General features: G+C 42.9%; 20 protein-coding genes. 15 read left to right on the top strand and 5 right to left on the bottom strand.

Going from position 1 to position 17512, the window contains the following annotated elements; genetic code table 11:
* Window positions 1–96: 96 nt before the first annotated feature.
* The 3 genes from AMBT_RS07975 to bfr (AMBT_RS07985) all read left to right on the top strand — a co-directional run bounded on the left by AMBT_RS07975 (window position 97) and on the right by bfr (AMBT_RS07985) (window position 2751).
* On the top strand, window positions 97–1671 hold the full coding sequence (locus AMBT_RS07975; RefSeq protein WP_013784108.1) for a cation:proton antiporter domain-containing protein: 1575 nt from the start codon (window positions 97–99) through the stop codon (window positions 1669–1671).
* Between the two features lie 136 nt (window positions 1672–1807).
* Window positions 1808–2284: a bacterioferritin gene (gene bfr / locus AMBT_RS07980; protein ID WP_013784109.1), complete on the top strand. Its 477-nt coding sequence runs from the start codon at window positions 1808–1810 to the stop codon at window positions 2282–2284.
* On the top strand, window positions 2284–2751 hold the full coding sequence (gene bfr, locus AMBT_RS07985; RefSeq protein WP_013784110.1) for a bacterioferritin: 468 nt from the start codon (window positions 2284–2286) through the stop codon (window positions 2749–2751). The genes bfr (AMBT_RS07980) and bfr (AMBT_RS07985) overlap by 1 nt, the downstream gene beginning before the upstream one ends.
* Window positions 2752–2757: 6 nt before the next feature.
* Here the strand turns inward: bfr (AMBT_RS07985) and AMBT_RS07990 are convergent, their stop codons facing one another.
* Entirely contained in the window at window positions 2758–3144 is a 387-nt protein-coding gene (locus AMBT_RS07990; protein ID WP_232363206.1) for a hypothetical protein, read from the bottom strand.
* 322 nt (window positions 3145–3466) lie between these two features.
* On the opposite strand from AMBT_RS07990, the gene ccoN reads away from it, so the two are divergent.
* From ccoN to AMBT_RS08050, 12 genes are all read left to right on the top strand, one after another.
* A complete protein-coding gene (ccoN, locus tag AMBT_RS07995) occupies window positions 3467–4900 on the top strand; it encodes a cytochrome-c oxidase, cbb3-type subunit I (protein ID WP_013784112.1) in 1434 nt (477 codons plus the stop codon).
* Between the two features lie 15 nt (window positions 4901–4915).
* A complete protein-coding gene (ccoO, locus tag AMBT_RS08000; protein ID WP_013784113.1) occupies window positions 4916–5521 on the top strand; it encodes a cytochrome-c oxidase, cbb3-type subunit II in 606 nt (201 codons plus the stop codon).
* A gap of 1 nt (window position 5522) precedes the next feature.
* Window positions 5523–5684 carry a cbb3-type cytochrome oxidase subunit 3 gene (locus tag AMBT_RS08005; RefSeq protein WP_013784114.1) on the top strand — a complete coding sequence of 54 codons (162 nt, stop codon included), beginning with the start codon at window positions 5523–5525 and terminating at the stop codon, window positions 5682–5684.
* 16 nt (window positions 5685–5700) lie between these two features.
* Window positions 5701–6654: a cytochrome-c oxidase, cbb3-type subunit III gene (gene ccoP / locus AMBT_RS08010; protein WP_041452524.1), complete on the top strand. Its 954-nt coding sequence runs from the start codon at window positions 5701–5703 to the stop codon at window positions 6652–6654.
* A gap of 137 nt (window positions 6655–6791) precedes the next feature.
* A complete protein-coding gene (locus AMBT_RS08015) occupies window positions 6792–7271 on the top strand; it encodes a FixH family protein (protein ID WP_013784116.1) in 480 nt (159 codons plus the stop codon).
* Window positions 7271–9673, top strand: coding sequence for a heavy metal translocating P-type ATPase (locus AMBT_RS08020; protein WP_013784117.1), 2403 nt, complete (start codon window positions 7271–7273; stop codon window positions 9671–9673). Before AMBT_RS08015 ends, AMBT_RS08020 begins: the two co-directional genes overlap by 1 nt.
* Window position 9674: 1 nt before the next feature.
* A complete protein-coding gene (ccoS, locus tag AMBT_RS08025; protein ID WP_013784118.1) occupies window positions 9675–9890 on the top strand; it encodes a cbb3-type cytochrome oxidase assembly protein CcoS in 216 nt (71 codons plus the stop codon).
* Entirely contained in the window at window positions 9877–10536 is a 660-nt protein-coding gene (locus AMBT_RS08030) for a sulfite exporter TauE/SafE family protein (RefSeq protein ID WP_013784119.1), read from the top strand. The genes ccoS and AMBT_RS08030 overlap by 14 nt, the downstream gene beginning before the upstream one ends.
* 50 nt (window positions 10537–10586) lie before the next feature.
* Window positions 10587–11327, top strand: a complete 741-nt coding sequence (gene fnr / locus AMBT_RS08035; protein ID WP_041452525.1) for a fumarate/nitrate reduction transcriptional regulator Fnr — start codon at window positions 10587–10589, stop codon at window positions 11325–11327.
* A 97-nt stretch (window positions 11328–11424) separates the two neighbouring features.
* Window positions 11425–12348 (top strand): universal stress protein UspE, encoded by a 924-nt coding sequence (gene uspE, locus AMBT_RS08040; RefSeq protein WP_013784121.1) that lies wholly within the window; start codon window positions 11425–11427, stop codon window positions 12346–12348.
* Window positions 12349–12528: 180 nt separating this feature from the next.
* Window positions 12529–13470: a tRNA 2-thiocytidine(32) synthetase TtcA gene (ttcA, locus tag AMBT_RS08045; RefSeq protein WP_013784122.1), complete on the top strand. Its 942-nt coding sequence runs from the start codon at window positions 12529–12531 to the stop codon at window positions 13468–13470.
* Window positions 13471–14484: a patatin-like phospholipase family protein gene (locus tag AMBT_RS08050; RefSeq protein ID WP_013784123.1), complete on the top strand. Its 1014-nt coding sequence runs from the start codon at window positions 13471–13473 to the stop codon at window positions 14482–14484.
* Here AMBT_RS08050 and AMBT_RS08055 read toward each other — a convergent pair.
* From AMBT_RS08055 to AMBT_RS08070, 4 genes are all read right to left on the bottom strand, one after another.
* The gene (locus tag AMBT_RS08055) at window positions 14476–15111 is read right to left on the bottom strand and encodes a DUF2987 domain-containing protein (protein ID WP_013784124.1); all 636 of its coding nucleotides are present in this window, start codon (window positions 15109–15111) and stop codon (window positions 14476–14478) included. The two genes, AMBT_RS08050 and AMBT_RS08055, sit on opposite strands and share 9 nt — an antisense overlap.
* Entirely contained in the window at window positions 15108–15899 is a 792-nt protein-coding gene (locus AMBT_RS08060) for a glucosaminidase domain-containing protein (protein WP_013784125.1), read from the bottom strand. The genes AMBT_RS08055 and AMBT_RS08060 overlap by 4 nt, the downstream gene beginning before the upstream one ends.
* Window positions 15892–16653 carry a hypothetical protein gene (locus AMBT_RS08065; RefSeq protein ID WP_013784126.1) on the bottom strand — a complete coding sequence of 254 codons (762 nt, stop codon included), beginning with the start codon at window positions 16651–16653 and terminating at the stop codon, window positions 15892–15894. The genes AMBT_RS08060 and AMBT_RS08065 overlap by 8 nt, the downstream gene beginning before the upstream one ends.
* Window positions 16654–16791: 138 nt before the next feature.
* Window positions 16792–17484: a LysE family translocator gene (locus tag AMBT_RS08070; RefSeq protein ID WP_013784127.1), complete on the bottom strand. Its 693-nt coding sequence runs from the start codon at window positions 17482–17484 to the stop codon at window positions 16792–16794.
* Window positions 17485–17512: the final 28 nt, after the last annotated feature.

Here is a 17512-nt window from a genome sequence, read left to right on the forward strand (position 1 = left end):
GATTAACAGCGCTAGGTAAAGTATGAATGTTTTAGGTAAAATGGACTACAGAGATTCATAATTGTACTAATCAATTAAAAGGGTGAAAGGTAATTCATGGAGTATGCATTTCTTCTATTCGCATTTGTGTGTGGTTTAACGGTAAAGCTAATAGGAATACCCCCGCTAGTAGGCTATTTAATAGCCGGTTTTTTACTCAACTTTTCAGGCTACACGCTCACTGATGATCTTACCAAGATAGCCAACTTAGGTATTACCATCATGTTGTTCACTATTGGTTTAAAGTTAAACATTCGCGACTTAAGTAAACGCGAAGTATGGGCCGGTAGTATTACCCACACCCTCATCTGGGTGGGCATCGTGACTTGCGGTGTATATGGCATTGCTGCTGTAGCCAGCCAGTATATAGAAGGGCTAACGTGGCAAAGCGCTACGCTGATTGCTTTTGCGTTAAGCTTCAGCAGTACGGTTTGTGTTATTAAGGTGCTAGAAGAAAGCGGTGAAAGTAAAACCCGTCATGGCCGACTTGCCATTGGTATTTTGGTTATGCAGGATGTGTTTGCTGTTATATTTTTAGTGGCTGCCACAGGCAAACTCCCTTCGGTGTGGGCACTTGGGTTGTTGGCACTTATTCCCGCGATGCCGCTTATTAACCGTGTTATCAATAAGTCAGGTCACGGAGAGTTACTCCCTCTTACTGGGTTCATTCTTGCCTTAGGCGGCTATCACCTATTCGAGCTGGTGAATATCAAAGGCGATCTAGGTGCTCTGATATTTGGCATTATGTTAGCGCAACATGAAAAGGCCAGTGAGCTTGCTAAATCGTTGCTTAGTTTCAAAGACTTATTCTTGATAGGCTTCTTCCTTACCATCGGGCTGACCGCGCTTCCTGATTTCAATATGATTATTATCGCATTGGTATTCTGTTTGTTTATCCCTATAAAGGCCACCCTATTCTTTGGCTTATTTACGTCACTTCGATTACGAGGCCGAACGTCTTACTTAAGCAGCCTAGTGCTGTCTAATTTTAGTGAGTTTGGACTTATTGTAGGCGCGCTTGCGGTATCTCTGGGTTTATTGGCTGAAAGCTGGTTAGTAGTGATTGCACTTTCATTGTCAGTCTCTTTCGTTATTACTAGTGTGCTGTATCGCACCTCGCATTCTCAATATCATAAATATAAAGACACGATTAAACGTTTCGAAAAAAAACGCCGGCTTAAAGAAGACATTTACCCTGCTTTGCACAAAGCTGAGTTTTTAGTATTGGGAATGGGACGGGTTGGGCAAGGTGCGTTTAATGCGCTGTCTAAACTTGCCGAGGTGAGTGTATGGGGTATGGACGCCGATAGAGTGAAAGTAAAGCAGATGGCCAGCGAAGGCTTAAACGTTATTTGCGGTGATGGTGAAGATGTAGACTTGTGGGACAACCTAGAACTTAAAAATGTTCACTTAATTTTATTAGCGCTGCCTTCTATACAAGATGCAATCAATATCACCCGTCAGCTTAGAAACGCGGGTTATACCGGTAAAGTAGCAGCGATCGCACGGTATGAAGATGAAGTTAATCATTTGCTAGAACAAGGCGTTGATAAAGTATTTAACTTTTTCACCGAGGCGGGTTTAGGTTTTGCCGAAGAAAGTTTAGCCTATGCAAATACGCAACAAAAATAGTCGACTATTCTTAATGCAAACAAAGGATGAAGTGATAACCATTTCTATTTGTATGCCATTGTTTTTACAGTAATTTTTTGACATTTACGTATTTTCACTCTACACTAGCGTCATATTGATAATTAAGGTTTTTATTATGCAAGGTGACAAACAAGTCGTCGCGAAGCTGAATGATGTACTCACCAGTGAGTTAACGTCTATAAATCAGTACTTTCTGCATGCACGTATGTTCAAGAATTGGGGCTTACAAGAGCTCAATGAAAAGAACTACAAAAAGTCGATTAAAGACATGAAGCAAGCAGATGAGTTGATTGAGCGCATTCTATTTTTAGAAGGGTTACCTAATCTTCAAGCGTTGGGCAAACTTTACATTGGTGAAGATACTGAGGAAATGCTGAGCTGCGATGCCAGGTTCCAAAAAGAGCAGCTACCACTGTTACGTGAAACTATCGCGCTGTGCGAAGAGAAGCAGGATTACGTTACGCGCGACATCCTAGAATCAATTTTAGAGTACGAAGAAGATCATTTAGATTGGATTGAAACTCAAGAATATCAAATTGGCGCTATGGGTATTGAAAACTACCTTCAGGCGCAAGTAATGGGAGATGACTAATGAAAGGTAATCAAACCATCATTAAAGGTCTAAACGAGCTACTTTCTTACGAATTGGCCGCTATGGATCAATACTTCATTCATTCTCAAATGTATTTAGATTGGGGGCTCACTAAACTTTATGAGCGTATCGATCACGAATTTGACGATGAGCGTGGCCACGCCACTAAACTTATCGAGCGTATGCTGTTTTTAGAAGGCGTACCAGACATGGTCACGCGAACTGGCTTTAAAGTAGGTTCAGATGTACCTGAAATGCTTGAGAGCGACCTTCGTGTTGAATATGAAGTAGATGCAAAACTTAAAGAAGTCATCGCGCTATGTGAATCTGAAAAAGACTACGTAACACGTGACATCTTAATTGTTCTGCTTGACGATACCGAGCGCGATCACGCCCATTGGTTAGAGCAACAACTTGGCTTAGTGAAACGCCTTGGCTTGTCTAACTACTTGCAGTCTCAAATGTAATTAATACTACATTGTCGTTTCGAAGTTCAGGTAGCTTGGTGCTGCCTGACCTTCTATATTTAACCGCAATTGCCATTTCATTTTTTCTTCGTTACAGCTTCCCAACATAAACCAACCTGACCATTCGCCATTGTGTTTATTTTCAAGCAGCACGGGCACTTTACCCATGTACATGTTCACGCCCTCTATCCAAGCACTTTCTATCTTTGTGCCTACAGGTAAATCGAGTACTAAGGTAATAGAGGTTTCAGGTTCTACTTTCTCTGAAAATTCCGCGTAAGCATGCCTGCCATGTATTAAAAATTCACAGTGCTCGTTGACAAATGTACAGCTCTCTCCTATTTCCTTTATGGAGCCCGAAGAAGGCATAGCGGACATTTGGTATTGATGCACTGCAAATACACATACTGCAACGAGAAAAATGCAAAGCGGGGTAAGCCACCTTTGTGAATAAAATGATCTCTTTTTGTTACTGTTATTTAGCATTTCTTAAATTTTGTATATTTCTTCATTGATGGAGATCAAGCTCAGGTAGTTTATGGTATCTTTTTGTAATTAAAAACCTTATCATCCGCGTACCAACTGGCTTGGAGACTATAATTATTACTCTTTCCGAGCTCGGTGTGAAGCGTTATTCCGTTGCTTTCGCATGTCTAGACCGTACTTGAACGGCTGTTGGAGACCATAGTTCATTTGAAGTGGAAGATTCATTAAAATGAGTGAAATAAGCCAAGCACAACCTGACTACAATTATAAAGTAGTTAGGCAATTTACCATTATGACCATAGTCTGGGGTATCATTGGTATGGGCCTAGGGGTATTTATTGCCGCGCAATTATTTGCACCTATGCTTAACTTTGACACACCATGGCTAACGTTTTCGCGTCTGCGTCCTTTGCACACCAATGCCGTTATTTTTGCCTTCGGCGGCTGTGCGTTGTTCGCAACGTCATACTACATCGTTCAGCGTACCTCTCAGGTTAGACTGTTCAGTGACAAACTTGCTGCATTTACGTTTTGGGGCTGGCAAGCCGTTATCGTATTAGCGGTAGTTTCTCTACCTTTAGGTTTAACCAGCTCGAAAGAATACGCTGAACTAGAATGGCCAATCGATATATTGATTACGCTAGTCTGGCTCGCTTATATCATTAACTTCTTCGGAACCCTAGTTATCCGAAAAGTGTCGCATATTTATGTTGCGAACTGGTTCTTAGGGGCGTTCATGCTTACCGTTGCTGTATTGCACATTGGTAATAGCATGGCCATTCCGGTGTCTTTCACTAAGTCTTATTCATTGTATGCAGGCGCAGTAGACGCCATGATGCAGTGGTGGTACGGCCATAACGCAGTAGGTTTCTTCCTAACTGCTGGCTTCTTGGGCATGATGTATTACTTCGTTCCTAAGCAAGCAGGTCGCCCAGTTTACTCGTACAGATTATCTATTGTTCACTTTTGGGCATTGATTTCATTGTACATTTGGGCTGGTCCTCACCACTTACATTATACTGCCCTACCCGATTGGACACAGTCGCTAGGTATGGTGATGTCTATCATTCTATTCGTTCCTTCTTGGGGCGGAATGATAAACGGTATAATGACGCTATCTGGTGCATGGCATAAATTGCGTACTGATCCTGTATTACGTTTCTTAATTGTTTCATTGTCTTTCTATGGTATGTCTACCTTCGAAGGCCCAATGATGGCAATTAAAACAGTTAACGCACTGTCTCACTACACAGACTGGACTATCGGCCACGTACACTCAGGTGCACTAGGTTGGGTAGCCATGGTATCAATTGGTTCTATTTACCACTTAATACCTATTCTGTTTGGTCAGCCAGCGATGTACAGCACACGTCTTGTTAATGTTCACTTCTGGTTAGCAACAATTGGTGTAGTGCTATATATCGTAGCAATGTGGATGTCAGGTGTTCTTCAAGGGCTAATGTGGCGTGCAGTAAATGCTGACGGTACATTAACGTATAGCTTTGTAGAATCGCTTGAAGCGTCTAAACCTTTCTATGTGGTTCGTTTCATTGGTGGTTGTTTCGTGGTTACTGGCATGCTTATCATGGCCTACAACACATGGAAAACCGTTCGTGCCCCTAAAGGTAGTATCGCTGCTGATGTTACAACTCAGCCAGCGTAATAAGGAGACGACATAATGAAAAATCCACATGAGTTAATTGAAAAAAATGTCGGCCTGTTAACCGTGCTAATCCTTGTTGCGATTAGCTTCGGTGCCATGGTTCAAATTACGCCGTTGATGTTTCAGCAGCAAACAATGGAACCAGTGACAGGCTTACGTCCTTATACAGCATTAGAATTGGAAGGCCGTGACATCTATATCCGTGAAGGATGTGTTGGTTGTCACAGTCAGATGATTCGTCCGTTCCGTGCCGAAACAGAACGTTACGGTCACTACAGTGTTGCTGGTGAGTCAGTATGGGAACACCCTTTCCTTTGGGGTTCTAAGCGTACTGGTCCTGACCTAGCACGTGTTGGTGGGCGTTACAGTGATGAATGGCACCGTGTTCACCTGCTTAATCCGCGTAACGTGGTACCTGAGTCGAATATGCCTGGTTTCCCATGGCTTGCAGAAAACAAACTTGACGGTAAGTTAACCGCCAAGAAGATGGAAGTTTTCCAAGGCTTTGGCGTGCCGTATACCGACGAAGATGTCGCGGGAGCACAAGCGGCAGTACAGGGTAAATCTGAAATGGAAGCCCTTATTGCATACCTACAATCTCTTGGCACACATTTGAAATAATATGGATCAAGGAATAGTAGGTAGCATTTTTACTGTCATCGTCTTTGTTAGTTTCATTGGCATAGTTTGGTGGGCTTTTAGTAGTCGCAACAAGCAAAAGTTTGATGAAGCGGCGAATTTGCCTTTCGCAGACGAAGACAAAGAAAAATCAAAAGAAGATTAGCAGGAGTCTCGAACTTATGAGTATGTTTTGGACAATATGGATTTCAGTGATAACCCTAGGGTTAATCATTGGTTGCTATTTCCTTCTGCGCTGGTGTTTGTCTAACCAAACAGGCGTGCCAGAAGGAGAATCAATGGGGCATGAATTTGACGGCATCGAGGAGTTGAATAACCAACTTCCTCGTTGGTGGACAATCATGTTCTACATGACAATCATTTGGGGTTTTATCTATCTTGCCCTTTATCCTGGATTGGGTTCATACGAAGGCTTATTTGGCTGGAAGAGCTCAAACCAAGGCATATTGACGCTTGAAGAATCGGCGCAAGCGCGTATCGATGCAAAAGAGCAAGGCAAGTTTGTAGAGTACGATCGTGAGTTGGATTATGCAGCTGAAAAGTTCGACCCAATTTTCGAAGCGTATGCGCAAATTCCTGTTGAGGAGCTAGCGAACGACCCTGAAGCGAATAAAGTAGGACAGCGTTTGTTTATGCAAAACTGTTCTCAGTGTCACGGTTCTGATGCTCGCGGCCAAAACGGTGGTTTCCCTAACCTTACTGATAACGATTGGTTATATGGTGGTTCGGGTGCAAAAATCGTTGAAACCCTAACGTTAGGCCGTAAAGCCGCTATGCCAGCATGGATAGATGTTATGGGTGAGCAAGGCATCGAAGAAGTGGTTGAATATGCATTAAGCCTAAGCGGCCGTGATGTTGACCAGCAACTTGCTGATGCAGGTAAAGTTCGCTTTGCTGCATGTGCTGCCTGTCATGGTATGGACGGTAAAGGTAACCAAGCACTTGGTGCGCCTAACCTGACTGACAACATTTGGTTATATGGCGGAAGCCATCGTGCGGTTACTGAAACACTAACCTACGGCCGAAATGGTGTTATGCCTTCATTCAAGAAAACCTTGGGTGATGACAAAATCCACGTTGTTGCATCGTACGTTTATAGTCTTTCTAACGACTAAATTCGTATAACCAACAATAATGCTAAAAAGCCTCGTTATCACGGGGCTTTTTTTATGAGAAAATACACCTCTCCAACTGGATGCCTTATTTTTCCTATCGCGCCGGTTTTCCTGTAGTAAACGAGTTGATGTAATTAATGAATACACCCTGGTATAAACAATTTTGGCCCTGGTTCCTTATTGCGGTTCCCCTAATTACATTAGTAATGGGTGGCGTGTTATTGAAATTGGCTATTTCAACCGAAGACAGCTTAGTAGTAGACGATTATTACAAAGAAGGTAAAGCCATTAATGCCCGGCTAGATAAAGAAGCCATCGCGAAACGCAAAAACATAACAACAGAGTTAACCATTACTGATGGCAGTATTGCAGTAAAATTCCATTCAGGTATTCCCCAAGAAGGAAACGCCCTTAAATTGAATTTTTATCATGTGACCATCGAAGAGCGTGATGCAAGTGTATTATTAAGTCGTGATGCTAATGGTATTTACCGTGGTTTTGTGGAAAAGGACTTAACCGGTAAATGGCAAGTCTCGCTTTCTCCTGTAGATGACAGCTGGAAAGTACAAAATACGCTGCAACTTCCCTACTCTGGCGCCATCAAGTTTAATCCGTAATGAGCGAAAACCTTTGTTACCATTGCGCGTTACCTAACGATGCAACACACAAATATGAAGCAGTAATATTAGGCGAAACCAGGCAGCTCTGCTGCCCTGGTTGCCAAGCTGTTGCTCAAGCCATCGTTGATAATGGCTTGGAAGATTATTATCAGTTTCGTACTGAGCCAGCCCAAAAGTCAGACGATGGTATCTTAGAAAGCCTTTCTGCGCTTAACGTTTATGACGACCCAGCCCTTCAAGAAGAGTTTGTTTTTGACGAAGGACAGCACAAGCAAATACAGCTAACCCTTGAAGGCATAACGTGTGCAGCGTGCGGTTGGCTGATTGAAAAGCAGCTTTCAAAAGTATCAGGTATTGCGCAAGTCGCCGTAAACGTTCAAGAGCGTCGCGCACTAATAACCTGGGAACCCGATGTTATTAAACTTAGCCAGATACTCACCACACTAAAACGCATAGGGTATGTTGGCTCACCGTTTCACCCAGATGAACATGAAGCGAGTTATAAACGCGAGCAAAAATCGTTTATTAAAAAGTTAGGCTTGGCAGGCATCATGACTATGCAGGTGATGATGCTAATGGCAGGGCTTTATTTTGATTGGTTTGGTGCCATTGAACAAGAAACCCGTCAATACTTTTATTGGGTTGCACTCACCCTTACCACCCCCGTAGTACTTTATTCAGGAAGCGCGTTCTATTTAAGTGCATTAAAGGCAATAAGCGCAAAAACCGTGAATATGGATGTGCCTGTCACCCTCGCGGTATTTGGCACCTACTTTGCGGGTTTACGTTCCACTTTGCTTGAGCAAGGTGAAGTGTATTTTGAATCCATATGCATGTTTATCTTTCTACTGCTGTTAAGCCGATTCCTTGAACATAGAAGCAGGCACCGTGCGGCGCAAATTTCAGCCAATATGATGCAATACATTCCGGTTTCAGCGGCTAAAATTGAAGAAGATGACAGTATCGTTCAAATCCTTGCAAAGCAATTAGCGCCCAATGATGTGGTACTAGTGAAACCCGGTGAGACCATCCCTGTCGATGGTATTGTGCTAGACGGCACTGCTGCGGTTGATGAGTCTATGTTAACGGGTGAATTTAACCCCGTCAGTAAATCGGCCAGCCATGTAGTTTACGGCGGTACAGTAAACCAAGATGGCACACTAACGGTTAAAGTGACCCAAAGCTTAAAGCATGCCTTGGTCAATCAAATCGTGCGTTTACAAGCTAGCGCCATGGCAAGCAAGCCAAAAGCTGCGCAGATTGCCGATAACTTTTCCCGTTACTTTGTGTTCTCGGTATTGCTGATATCGGCTTTAACGTACAGTTATTGGTCGTTTGTGGGCAGTGAAGATGCTTTTTGGATCACCATCTCTGTATTAGTGGCAACCTGCCCTTGTGCGCTAGGCTTAGCCACACCTTCAGCGTTAACCTGCGCTATGGCGAAGCTGAATCGTCAGGGCATTTTGTTAAAGCGTGCTGACGCCTTAGAGCAACTTAACGATATTGATACCATTGCCCTTGATAAAACCGGCACACTGACCGAAGGTAAGTTCTCATTGCAACAGCGCTGGTTTGCTAAAGGGGTAGATCCAGTGCAGGTAATGGCGCTAACTACATTGTTAGAGTCTCGTTCTGAGCACCCTATTGCCCGTGCCTTCGACAACGATAATGTTAAGTCAAAACATAGAACCCTGCCTAATACCATGAACGGATTTACCGTTACACCAGGTGGCGGCATTAGTGGTGAGATAGACAACGTAGTTTTTACTATGGGTTCAGCCGTATTTTGTAATTTATCAACCACCTCAAAGGTAGATATACCGGCAAATGTGTTTTTGTGTGCCGACGGTGTATTAATGGCCGCGTTCTGCGTAAATGATAGCTTGCGGCAAGATGCCTTAGCGACACTCACCGCACTGAATGAACATCAATTAGTGGTGCTAAGTGGCGACACACAGAAAAACGTTGATGCACTTACTGCTAGTTTACCAATCAACTTAGCAAAGGGTGGCTTATCACCGGAGCAAAAATATTCACAGGTGCATACTTTGCAAAAGCAAGGTCGCAAAGTCATGATGATGGGCGACGGTATAAACGATGCCCCTGTTCTTGCTAGCGCAGATGTGGCGGTTGCGGTAGGAAACGCCACAGATGTGGCCAAAACAGCCGCCGATGTTATTTTGCTAGGAGACAGCTTGCTATCGGTGCCAACCTTATTTTCTGTGGCGAAACAGGCAAAACGTAAAATTCAGCAAAATATTGCATGGTCAGTAGGTTACAATATTATCATTCTACCCTTTGCAGTGTCGGGGTTACTCTCTCCCTGGATGGCCGTGGTTGGCATGTCACTGAGTAGTATTATTGTGGTCACCAATTCAACGAGGTTATTAAGTAAATAATATGAGTATCATTTACGTCTTAATTCCCATCGCTATTATTATTGTTGCGCTGGCACTGGTTATCTTTTTCTGGGCGGTAAAAACCAATCAGTTTGAAGATCTTGATAGACAGGGCTACAGCATTTTGTTTGATGATGATTTATCAGGTGATGAAAAGAAGCTAGCCGAGCAGCGAAAGCAGTTACAACAACGCAAAGAAACAGATGACAGAGATTAATATATTCTCTGCTTTTTTCATTGGAATTGCTGGCGGCGTGCATTGTGTGGGTATGTGCGGTGGTATTGTTGCCGCACTACGCACAGTAACGCCAAGTAATGAACCGGCATTACCCTACACCCTTGCCTATAATTTTGGCCGTATCCTCAGCTACACATTAGCCGGCGCTATTACAGGCGCTGTCGGCCAAATGGCCACCGAGTTTGTGCCTATTGCTAAACCCGTTTTATCTTTGATTAGTGGCGTTATGCTGCTGCTATTAGCGTGTTATTTGGGAAAGTGGTGGCAAGGCTTGAATTATATTGAAGCTATGGGACGCGGCTTATTTAAAGCTATTCAGCCAATATCTAAACGATTTCTTCCATTCAAAAGCCCGGTTTATGCACTACCCTATGGTTTTATATGGGGCTGGCTACCCTGCGGGTTGGTCTATTCCACGTTAACGTGGTCATTAGCATCGGGGTCGGCCGTTGACGGCGCTGCCATCATGTTATTTTTTGGGTTAGGTACTCTGCCCACTTTGTTAGCTGCAAGCGCAGGTAGCCAGTACCTAATAGCTGGTTTTAGGCACCCCGTGGTAAGACAATGCTTTTCCGTAATAGTGGCTATTTACGCTCTCTTTTTAATTTATGCAGCAATTTCATAAACAAAAGAGTAAGATTAATATTAAGTCGACCCTATTTATAGTTTGAACCTATGAGCAAAGGAAGCCAATTCTCAATTCATTGTCAAAATTGCAGTTTCAGCCACTTGTGTTTGCCCGTTGCGCTAAACAAGACTGAGATTGAATCTTTAGATGATATTATTGAGCGAAAGAAACCCCTTCACAAGAGTGATTTGCTGGTAAAGTCGGGAGATAAATTCAACTCTCTTTACGCAGTACGAACGGGCTCTTTTAAGTCTTTCGTCACCAATTCAGATGGTGAAGAGCAGATTACAGGTTTTCACTTCCCTGGCGATATTATCGGCTTCGATGCCTTACGGGAAAATAAGCACCAAAGTTATGCTCAGGCATTAGAAACCGCCATGGTGTGCGAATTACCGTATGAAACGCTTGATGAAATGTCGGTTCAATTTCCTAAGTTAAGACATCAAATAATGAGTTTTATGAGTGCGGAAATTAAACAAGATCATGATCTCATGATGTTGCTTAATAAACGCTCAGCGGAAGAACGTCTATTGTATTTCCTCTCTCAGCTTTCTCAACGTTTCGAAGAACGTGGATTTTCAAATAAAGAATTTCACCTAACCATGACTCGAAATGAAATTGGGAACTATCTTGGTCTAACTATTGAGACCATTAGCCGCCTGTTAAGCCGTTTTCAAAAAGAAAATATTATCCAAGTGGACGGTAAACTCATCACTATTTTAGATTTTGATGAGATGTCACAACGTTTAACGTCTGTGGTTGCACCTAATATCGCCTGTAATAGCTAATCTTCAAAGCTTTTGATCTAAAACAAGTTACGTAATAGCAAATAGGTATTACACTTAAATTGTAGCAACCAAAATTCTGACTATGTTTGGAGGGGTTATGATTAAGTATGAGCGTATTTTAGCGGTTATTGAAGCCGATAGAGAAACCCAACCTGCGCTTAGCCGTGCATATGAACTTGCCAAAAAGACAGGTGCCTCTGTCACCGCCATGCTGGTGGTTTACGACTTATCTTACGATATGACAACCATGCTTAGCCCTGATGATCGTGAAGCCATGCGTGATGCGGTCACTAAAGAACATGCTGGATGGTTGAAAAAAACTTTAGACGACTTAGGTTTTTCTAAAACAGATATAGTTGTGGAATGGAACAACCGTGCCTTTGAAGCTGTGGTGCATTATGTCATCGACAACAGTATAGATTTAGTGGTAAAAGCAACTAAGCGCCATGACGATTTAGCTTCTGTTATTTTTACTCCTACAGACTGGCATCTACTTAGAAAATGTCCCTCCCCCGTATTATTGGTTAAAGATCATGAATGGCCTGAAAATGGTGAAATTATTGCCGCGGTAAATGTAGGCAGTGAAGACGACGAGCATGCCTTACTTAACGACAAAATCACGGTGATTGCTAACGATTATGCCGCGCTGCTCAGCGGTAACGTAAATTTGGTAAACAGCTACCCAGCTACGCCGCTAAATATTGCTATTGAAGTTCCTGAGTTTGACCCAGACACTTACAACAACGCGGTAAAGCATCATCACGAACTTGAGATGAACACACACAGCGAGAAGTATGCTATCGATAGTAAGCGCTGTTATGTGAAGGAAGGCCTTCCTGAAAAAGTCATTCCAAAGATAGCCCAAGATATAGACGCTGAACTTGTTATCATAGGTACGGTTGGCAGAATAGGTATTTCTGCGGCTCTCATAGGTAACACCGCAGAACATGTTATTGATGAACTTGTGTGTGATGTACTGGCAATAAAACCAGACGGCTTTATTTCGCCCCTTTCACGGTAATTCAGACAGGTTCATAAACAGCCTGTCGGCACTGTTTGCTATCTTTGCGCTATAGCTTTAAACGCTATTGTTTTTTGTTAGAAGAGAGGGCCAACAAGATTTAAAAAATCTGAACCTCGCACATTCAATTTTACTTGATTACTGTATAATGGTTTTTTTCGCAGTAACAAAGCTATTGATATGAACAGTGCAGGCACAAACCGTGCGGACGCTCCGTTAACCGCGTCTCAAAACAAACAAAAATACAGCTTTAATAAGCTACAAAAGCGACTTCGTCGAAATGTAGGCAAAGCGATTGCTGATTTCGGCATGATTGAAAACAACGATAAAGTCATGGTGTGCTTATCTGGCGGCAAAGACAGTTACGCTATGCTTGATATTCTTATGTTTTTAAAGCGCATTGCGCCAATTCATTTTGACATTATTGCGGTTAACCTTGATCAAAAGCAGCCAGGATTTCCAGAGCACGTACTTCCTGAATACCTTGAAAGTGTAGGTGTAGAGTACAAAATTGTAGAAGAAGACACCTACTCTATTGTTATGGATAAAGTGCCTGAAGGTAAAACCACGTGCTCACTTTGTTCTCGATTACGTCGCGGTATTTTATACAGCACGGCCAAAAAGCTAGGCGCCACTAAAATTGCCCTTGGCCATCACCGTGACGACATGCTAGAAACCTTCTTTTTAAACATGTTCCATGGCGGTAAGCTTAAATCAATGCCACCAAAGCTGGTTAGCGATAATGGTGAGCACATTGTCATAAGGCCCCTTGCTTATTGTACTGAAAAAGACATTCAGCGTTATTCTGATGCCGTAGAATTTCCTATTATTCCTTGCAACTTGTGCGGGTCTCAAGAAAATTTGCAGCGTCAGAACGTAAAGGCCATGCTACAAGATTGGGATCGCCGTTTCCCTGGGCGTATTGAGTCAATGTTTAGTGCGCTTCAAAATGTAGCGCCGTCACATTTGGTCGACAAGAATTTGCACGACTTTAAAGGCATCTCTACACAGAACGGGCCGGTTGAAGATGGTGATATTGGTTTCGATCCGCCCAGCTTCGAGTCACCCAGTGAGCCTACTGACGACACGGTTCACGTTATCAATTTGATGGAATCAAACTAAATGAAAATTGGTCTAGCATTAGGTGCGGGTGCCGCAAGAGGTTGGACCCACATTGGTATTATTCAAGCATTAGAAAAGCTGGGTATTAAAATTGACGTGGTGGCAGGTTGCTCTATTGGTGCCTATGTTGGTGCCGCTTACGCTAGTGGTAAGTTAGAAGGCCTTAAAGAGTGGTCTTGTTCTTTGTCAGATTGGCAGGTACTTGCTTTGATGGGCGTTGGTTTACGTAGGGGCGGTATTGCTAGCGGGCGAAAAGTGTTTGATAAACTTGCCAGCGAATTTTGTGCCCCAACCTACGAAGCAATGGAAAAACCGTTCGCCTCTGTGGCTACCGATTTGTACACAGGTCGTGAGGTAGTGTTTAGTTCCGGCGAGATTGGCAATACCATTCAAGCTTCGTGTGCTATTCCTGCCCTATTTGCCCCAGTCGCCCATGGCGATCGTTGGTTAGTAGATGGCGCGGTGGTTAATCCAGTGCCTGTTAACCTGTGTCGTCAGCTTGGTGCAGACTTTGTTATTGCCGTGAACCTTAATGCTGACTTCAGGCCCCTTAGGCTTGAAAAATTACGACTCGATCACGAAGAAAACCAAAGAAAAACCGAAGACTTTTTCACTAAAAGCCAAAACGTGCTTAAGCAGTGGTTCTCACCTGATGGTAAAGAAAAAGCAGAAACGGAAACTGAAAGTGAAACCGATAGTAAACATAGCGAGCAAAACGAAGGCGTTGCTAGCGACGCTATTGAGGCCATAGAAGAAACAATTTCGCCGCCACCAAATAAAGTCCCTAAAGGTAACCCTCCAGGGATTTTAAGTGTAATGAGTAGTTCGTTAGAAATACTTCAAGCAAGGGTGACACGTTCTCGTTTAGCGGGCGATCCGCCGGATATTCTGATAGAGCCCCAACTAACCGACGTGGGTATTATGGAATTTCACCGCGCACAAGAGCTATGTGAAAAGGGTGAAGAAACCATCACCCGTATTGCTGAGCAAATTAAGTATCAGCTATTAGCTTGATGCCATAGCGGTAACACGAAGTGGGGCTTTCGGTAGTGTGAGCCCTTTATTTTCGTTAATTTCACTTTGTTCTAAGTGAAGTATGCCGTTATTAATATGCAGGCCTTCTGGGGTAATATAATCCAGATTTTTATCATCAAATTGCAACATCAACCCTTTCACCGTTGGCATTAAGAACGATAAAAAGCTACCCATTTCATTGAAGAACGCTTCATATTGGCCATAGATAAAATTCAGCTCTTCTTTTGTATAACTGGCGGTTAAGTATTCACTTTTTGTTTCTAGCTGCACAGACATATCACATACATTAGCCGCTTCAGTTAAATCGATACTGATATAGGCATTTGCCAATTTTAGCGCTTTTTCCGTTGGTACAGTGAATCGGTACTCATCACTAACCTCTAATGGCATAGTTTGTTTGTCAGTGACTATCTCAGCGTTATTAATTTCACATAACCGCCCTTCACCAACACGCAGAAAACCAAAAGCGAATTGCAAAGCTTGAGTGTCTTCATTATCCAGTTTTTTTACGTGGCTATAAAAACGGCTGTATTCCACATTCACCGTTTCAGCGGCAACACTTGAGGTGAGTAATGCGCCTATAAGCGCGCATGCTATACGTTTCATTCGGTTAAGAACTCCTGGTTAAACCGGATCATGGTTTGTAATTCGTCTACATAGGCCGCGCCGCGCTCAGAGTAATTCATTAATCCCTCTGCCAAGGCTACGCCAGTAATGGGGATTTGATTTGCTCTTAACCGCTCTCTGATTTCTCGCAAATCGGTATAGGCATCGTGTCTATTCAGGTTACGCATATAAGTATAAGTCGCGCGAGATAGGCTTGGGAACTTCGCGACTTCGTGCGTTGCGCCGGCATTTCGTTTACCGGGAACAAAACCACATCCTTTCACAAAGCACCAAATACCAAAAAAGTTATAACCTTTTCTAGCAAAACGACTGGTGCCCCATGCCGACTCGTTTGCCGCTTGCACGAGCACGAGTTCAGCAGGCAAAATATCAATTTTGTGAAGTAACGCAAGCAGACGAGATGTGAGCGGTTGTTCCGCCTTTACACGGTACTCAGTTTGCAACCACTCAAGACGGCTAATGTCATCGTCGGTTAGCGGCTCTTCGTTCAAAGCCTTGCGATACAACGTTTGTATGTAATGTCTAAGGGTAAGTAAATACGCATTCTGTTTTTCAACTTCGGGGCGTAAGTAATCAAAAAAGGCACTCTTCTTTTCTTTAACGTCGGTATACGCAGAAAAGTCGGGAACCGGTTTTGTGGCTTCTGGTGTTTCTGGAATATCTAAAATATCGGGCTCGCGCTTAGTTAATATAAGCGCGTTAATGACTATTACTGCCAATACAGCAATAGTCATTAAAACAATTTTTAGCGTTTCCCGTTTATGCATCGAAGCTCGACTCATTCGTTTTACTTTGAACAGTTTGGCTGGGTGTATATTCACCCTCTTCACCGATCATCTCTTCATACAACAACCCTAGCATACTGAAATACAGGGGTAGAACCCACACAAGGGACAAGCCTAATGTAAACGGAACGGAAATAAACAATATAATAAAAATGGCAAACACACCGGCTAACTGTGCCCAATAAGCATTAAATACCCGGCAGGATAAAATAATAGCGCGAAGCGGAGTAAGCGATTTATCGGCAACCAGCATGAGTGAAAAAGAGGTCGCCATCCAAAAATACACACCAGGTACCACTAACAATACCAAGCCAATTTGCACCACAATGCCATTCACCAATTGAGTAAGGGCTAATGCGAATATTATAGAGACGTAGCTGAAAATAGAGAAAACCGTGGTTTTTTGACCTCTGGCATGGCTCACCCCCATCATATACAACCCGCCAATTAGTGGTGCAACAATGAAAATAGCGACAATTTCAATTAACGATTGGTGTTCAAAAATGAAGGTGCCGTCTTCATTGAAAGTAATGAACTTCTGAGCAACAAAACCGAGTACGACAAACGTAAGAAATAGGACTAATGATGCTTGGAATAAGCTTAAAAAATTTGCTTTAGCCAAACCATTAGCGCGAGAAAACAACGATTTAATATCGAAATCATATTGCTTTGAAAGTGTTCTTTCTAGCTTGCTTGATGGCTGGTTATCTTTAAAAGGCATTTTATTATCTGCCACACGATCCTCTACTGCTGCTATCGAATTTAACCGCCGCATTATACATAAATATGGCGATTAACCCCAATTACCACGTGTTAGTTGATTAAATATAATAACCAGCGTTTTGCCTCAAAGCATAAATCTATGAGTGAAACGTTAGCCCAAGACTAATTTTGCGGCCAAGCCAACCAGTAAAACGCCCATTGCACGGTCGAGCCAGTACCCTTTTTTCCCAATAAGTTGAGCAATTTTACTGGTACTAAGTAGGTAGGATAGAAAACAAAACCAAAGTCCTGTTGCTATGGCTAAGTAAATTCCATAACCAAGCTTGATTGAAAAAGGCGTGTCGATATCAATAATAGCGGTGAACAACGATAAGAAGAATAAGGTTGCTTTGGGGTTTAAGCCATTTGTTAAAAAGCCAATCCAAAGTGCTTTTTGTGCAGATATTTGCGAGTTAGCTTTTTTATTATTGGCCGCCTTGTTATTAGCTAGCTTAGTTTCATCCAGATTATCTACGCTGTTGCTTACCCCTGCCTCGTCGCCTGTTGGCGGTTGGCTAGGCCCGCTTTTTAGTGCGCCATACGCAATATACAATAGATAACCCGCAGCAAGATAACTAAAGGTTTTGAAAAGCCATGGCGTAGTGGCAATAACTACACTTAACCCCACCAGTGAATACCCAACGTGTAGCAAAATCGCCAGTCCAATGCCAACACTTGTATAAATAGCAATACGGCGACCGTACGCGAGGCTATTGCGAACCACTACCGCAAAATCGGGGCCTGGGCTAGCTACTGCAACAAGGTGTACTAGGGCAATGGTCAAAAATTCATTCAGGTAAGGCATATGTTATTAATATTACTCTATATTTTAG

This window comes from Alteromonas naphthalenivorans (assembly GCF_000213655.1).
Lineage (GTDB): Bacteria > Pseudomonadota > Gammaproteobacteria > Enterobacterales > Alteromonadaceae > Alteromonas > Alteromonas naphthalenivorans.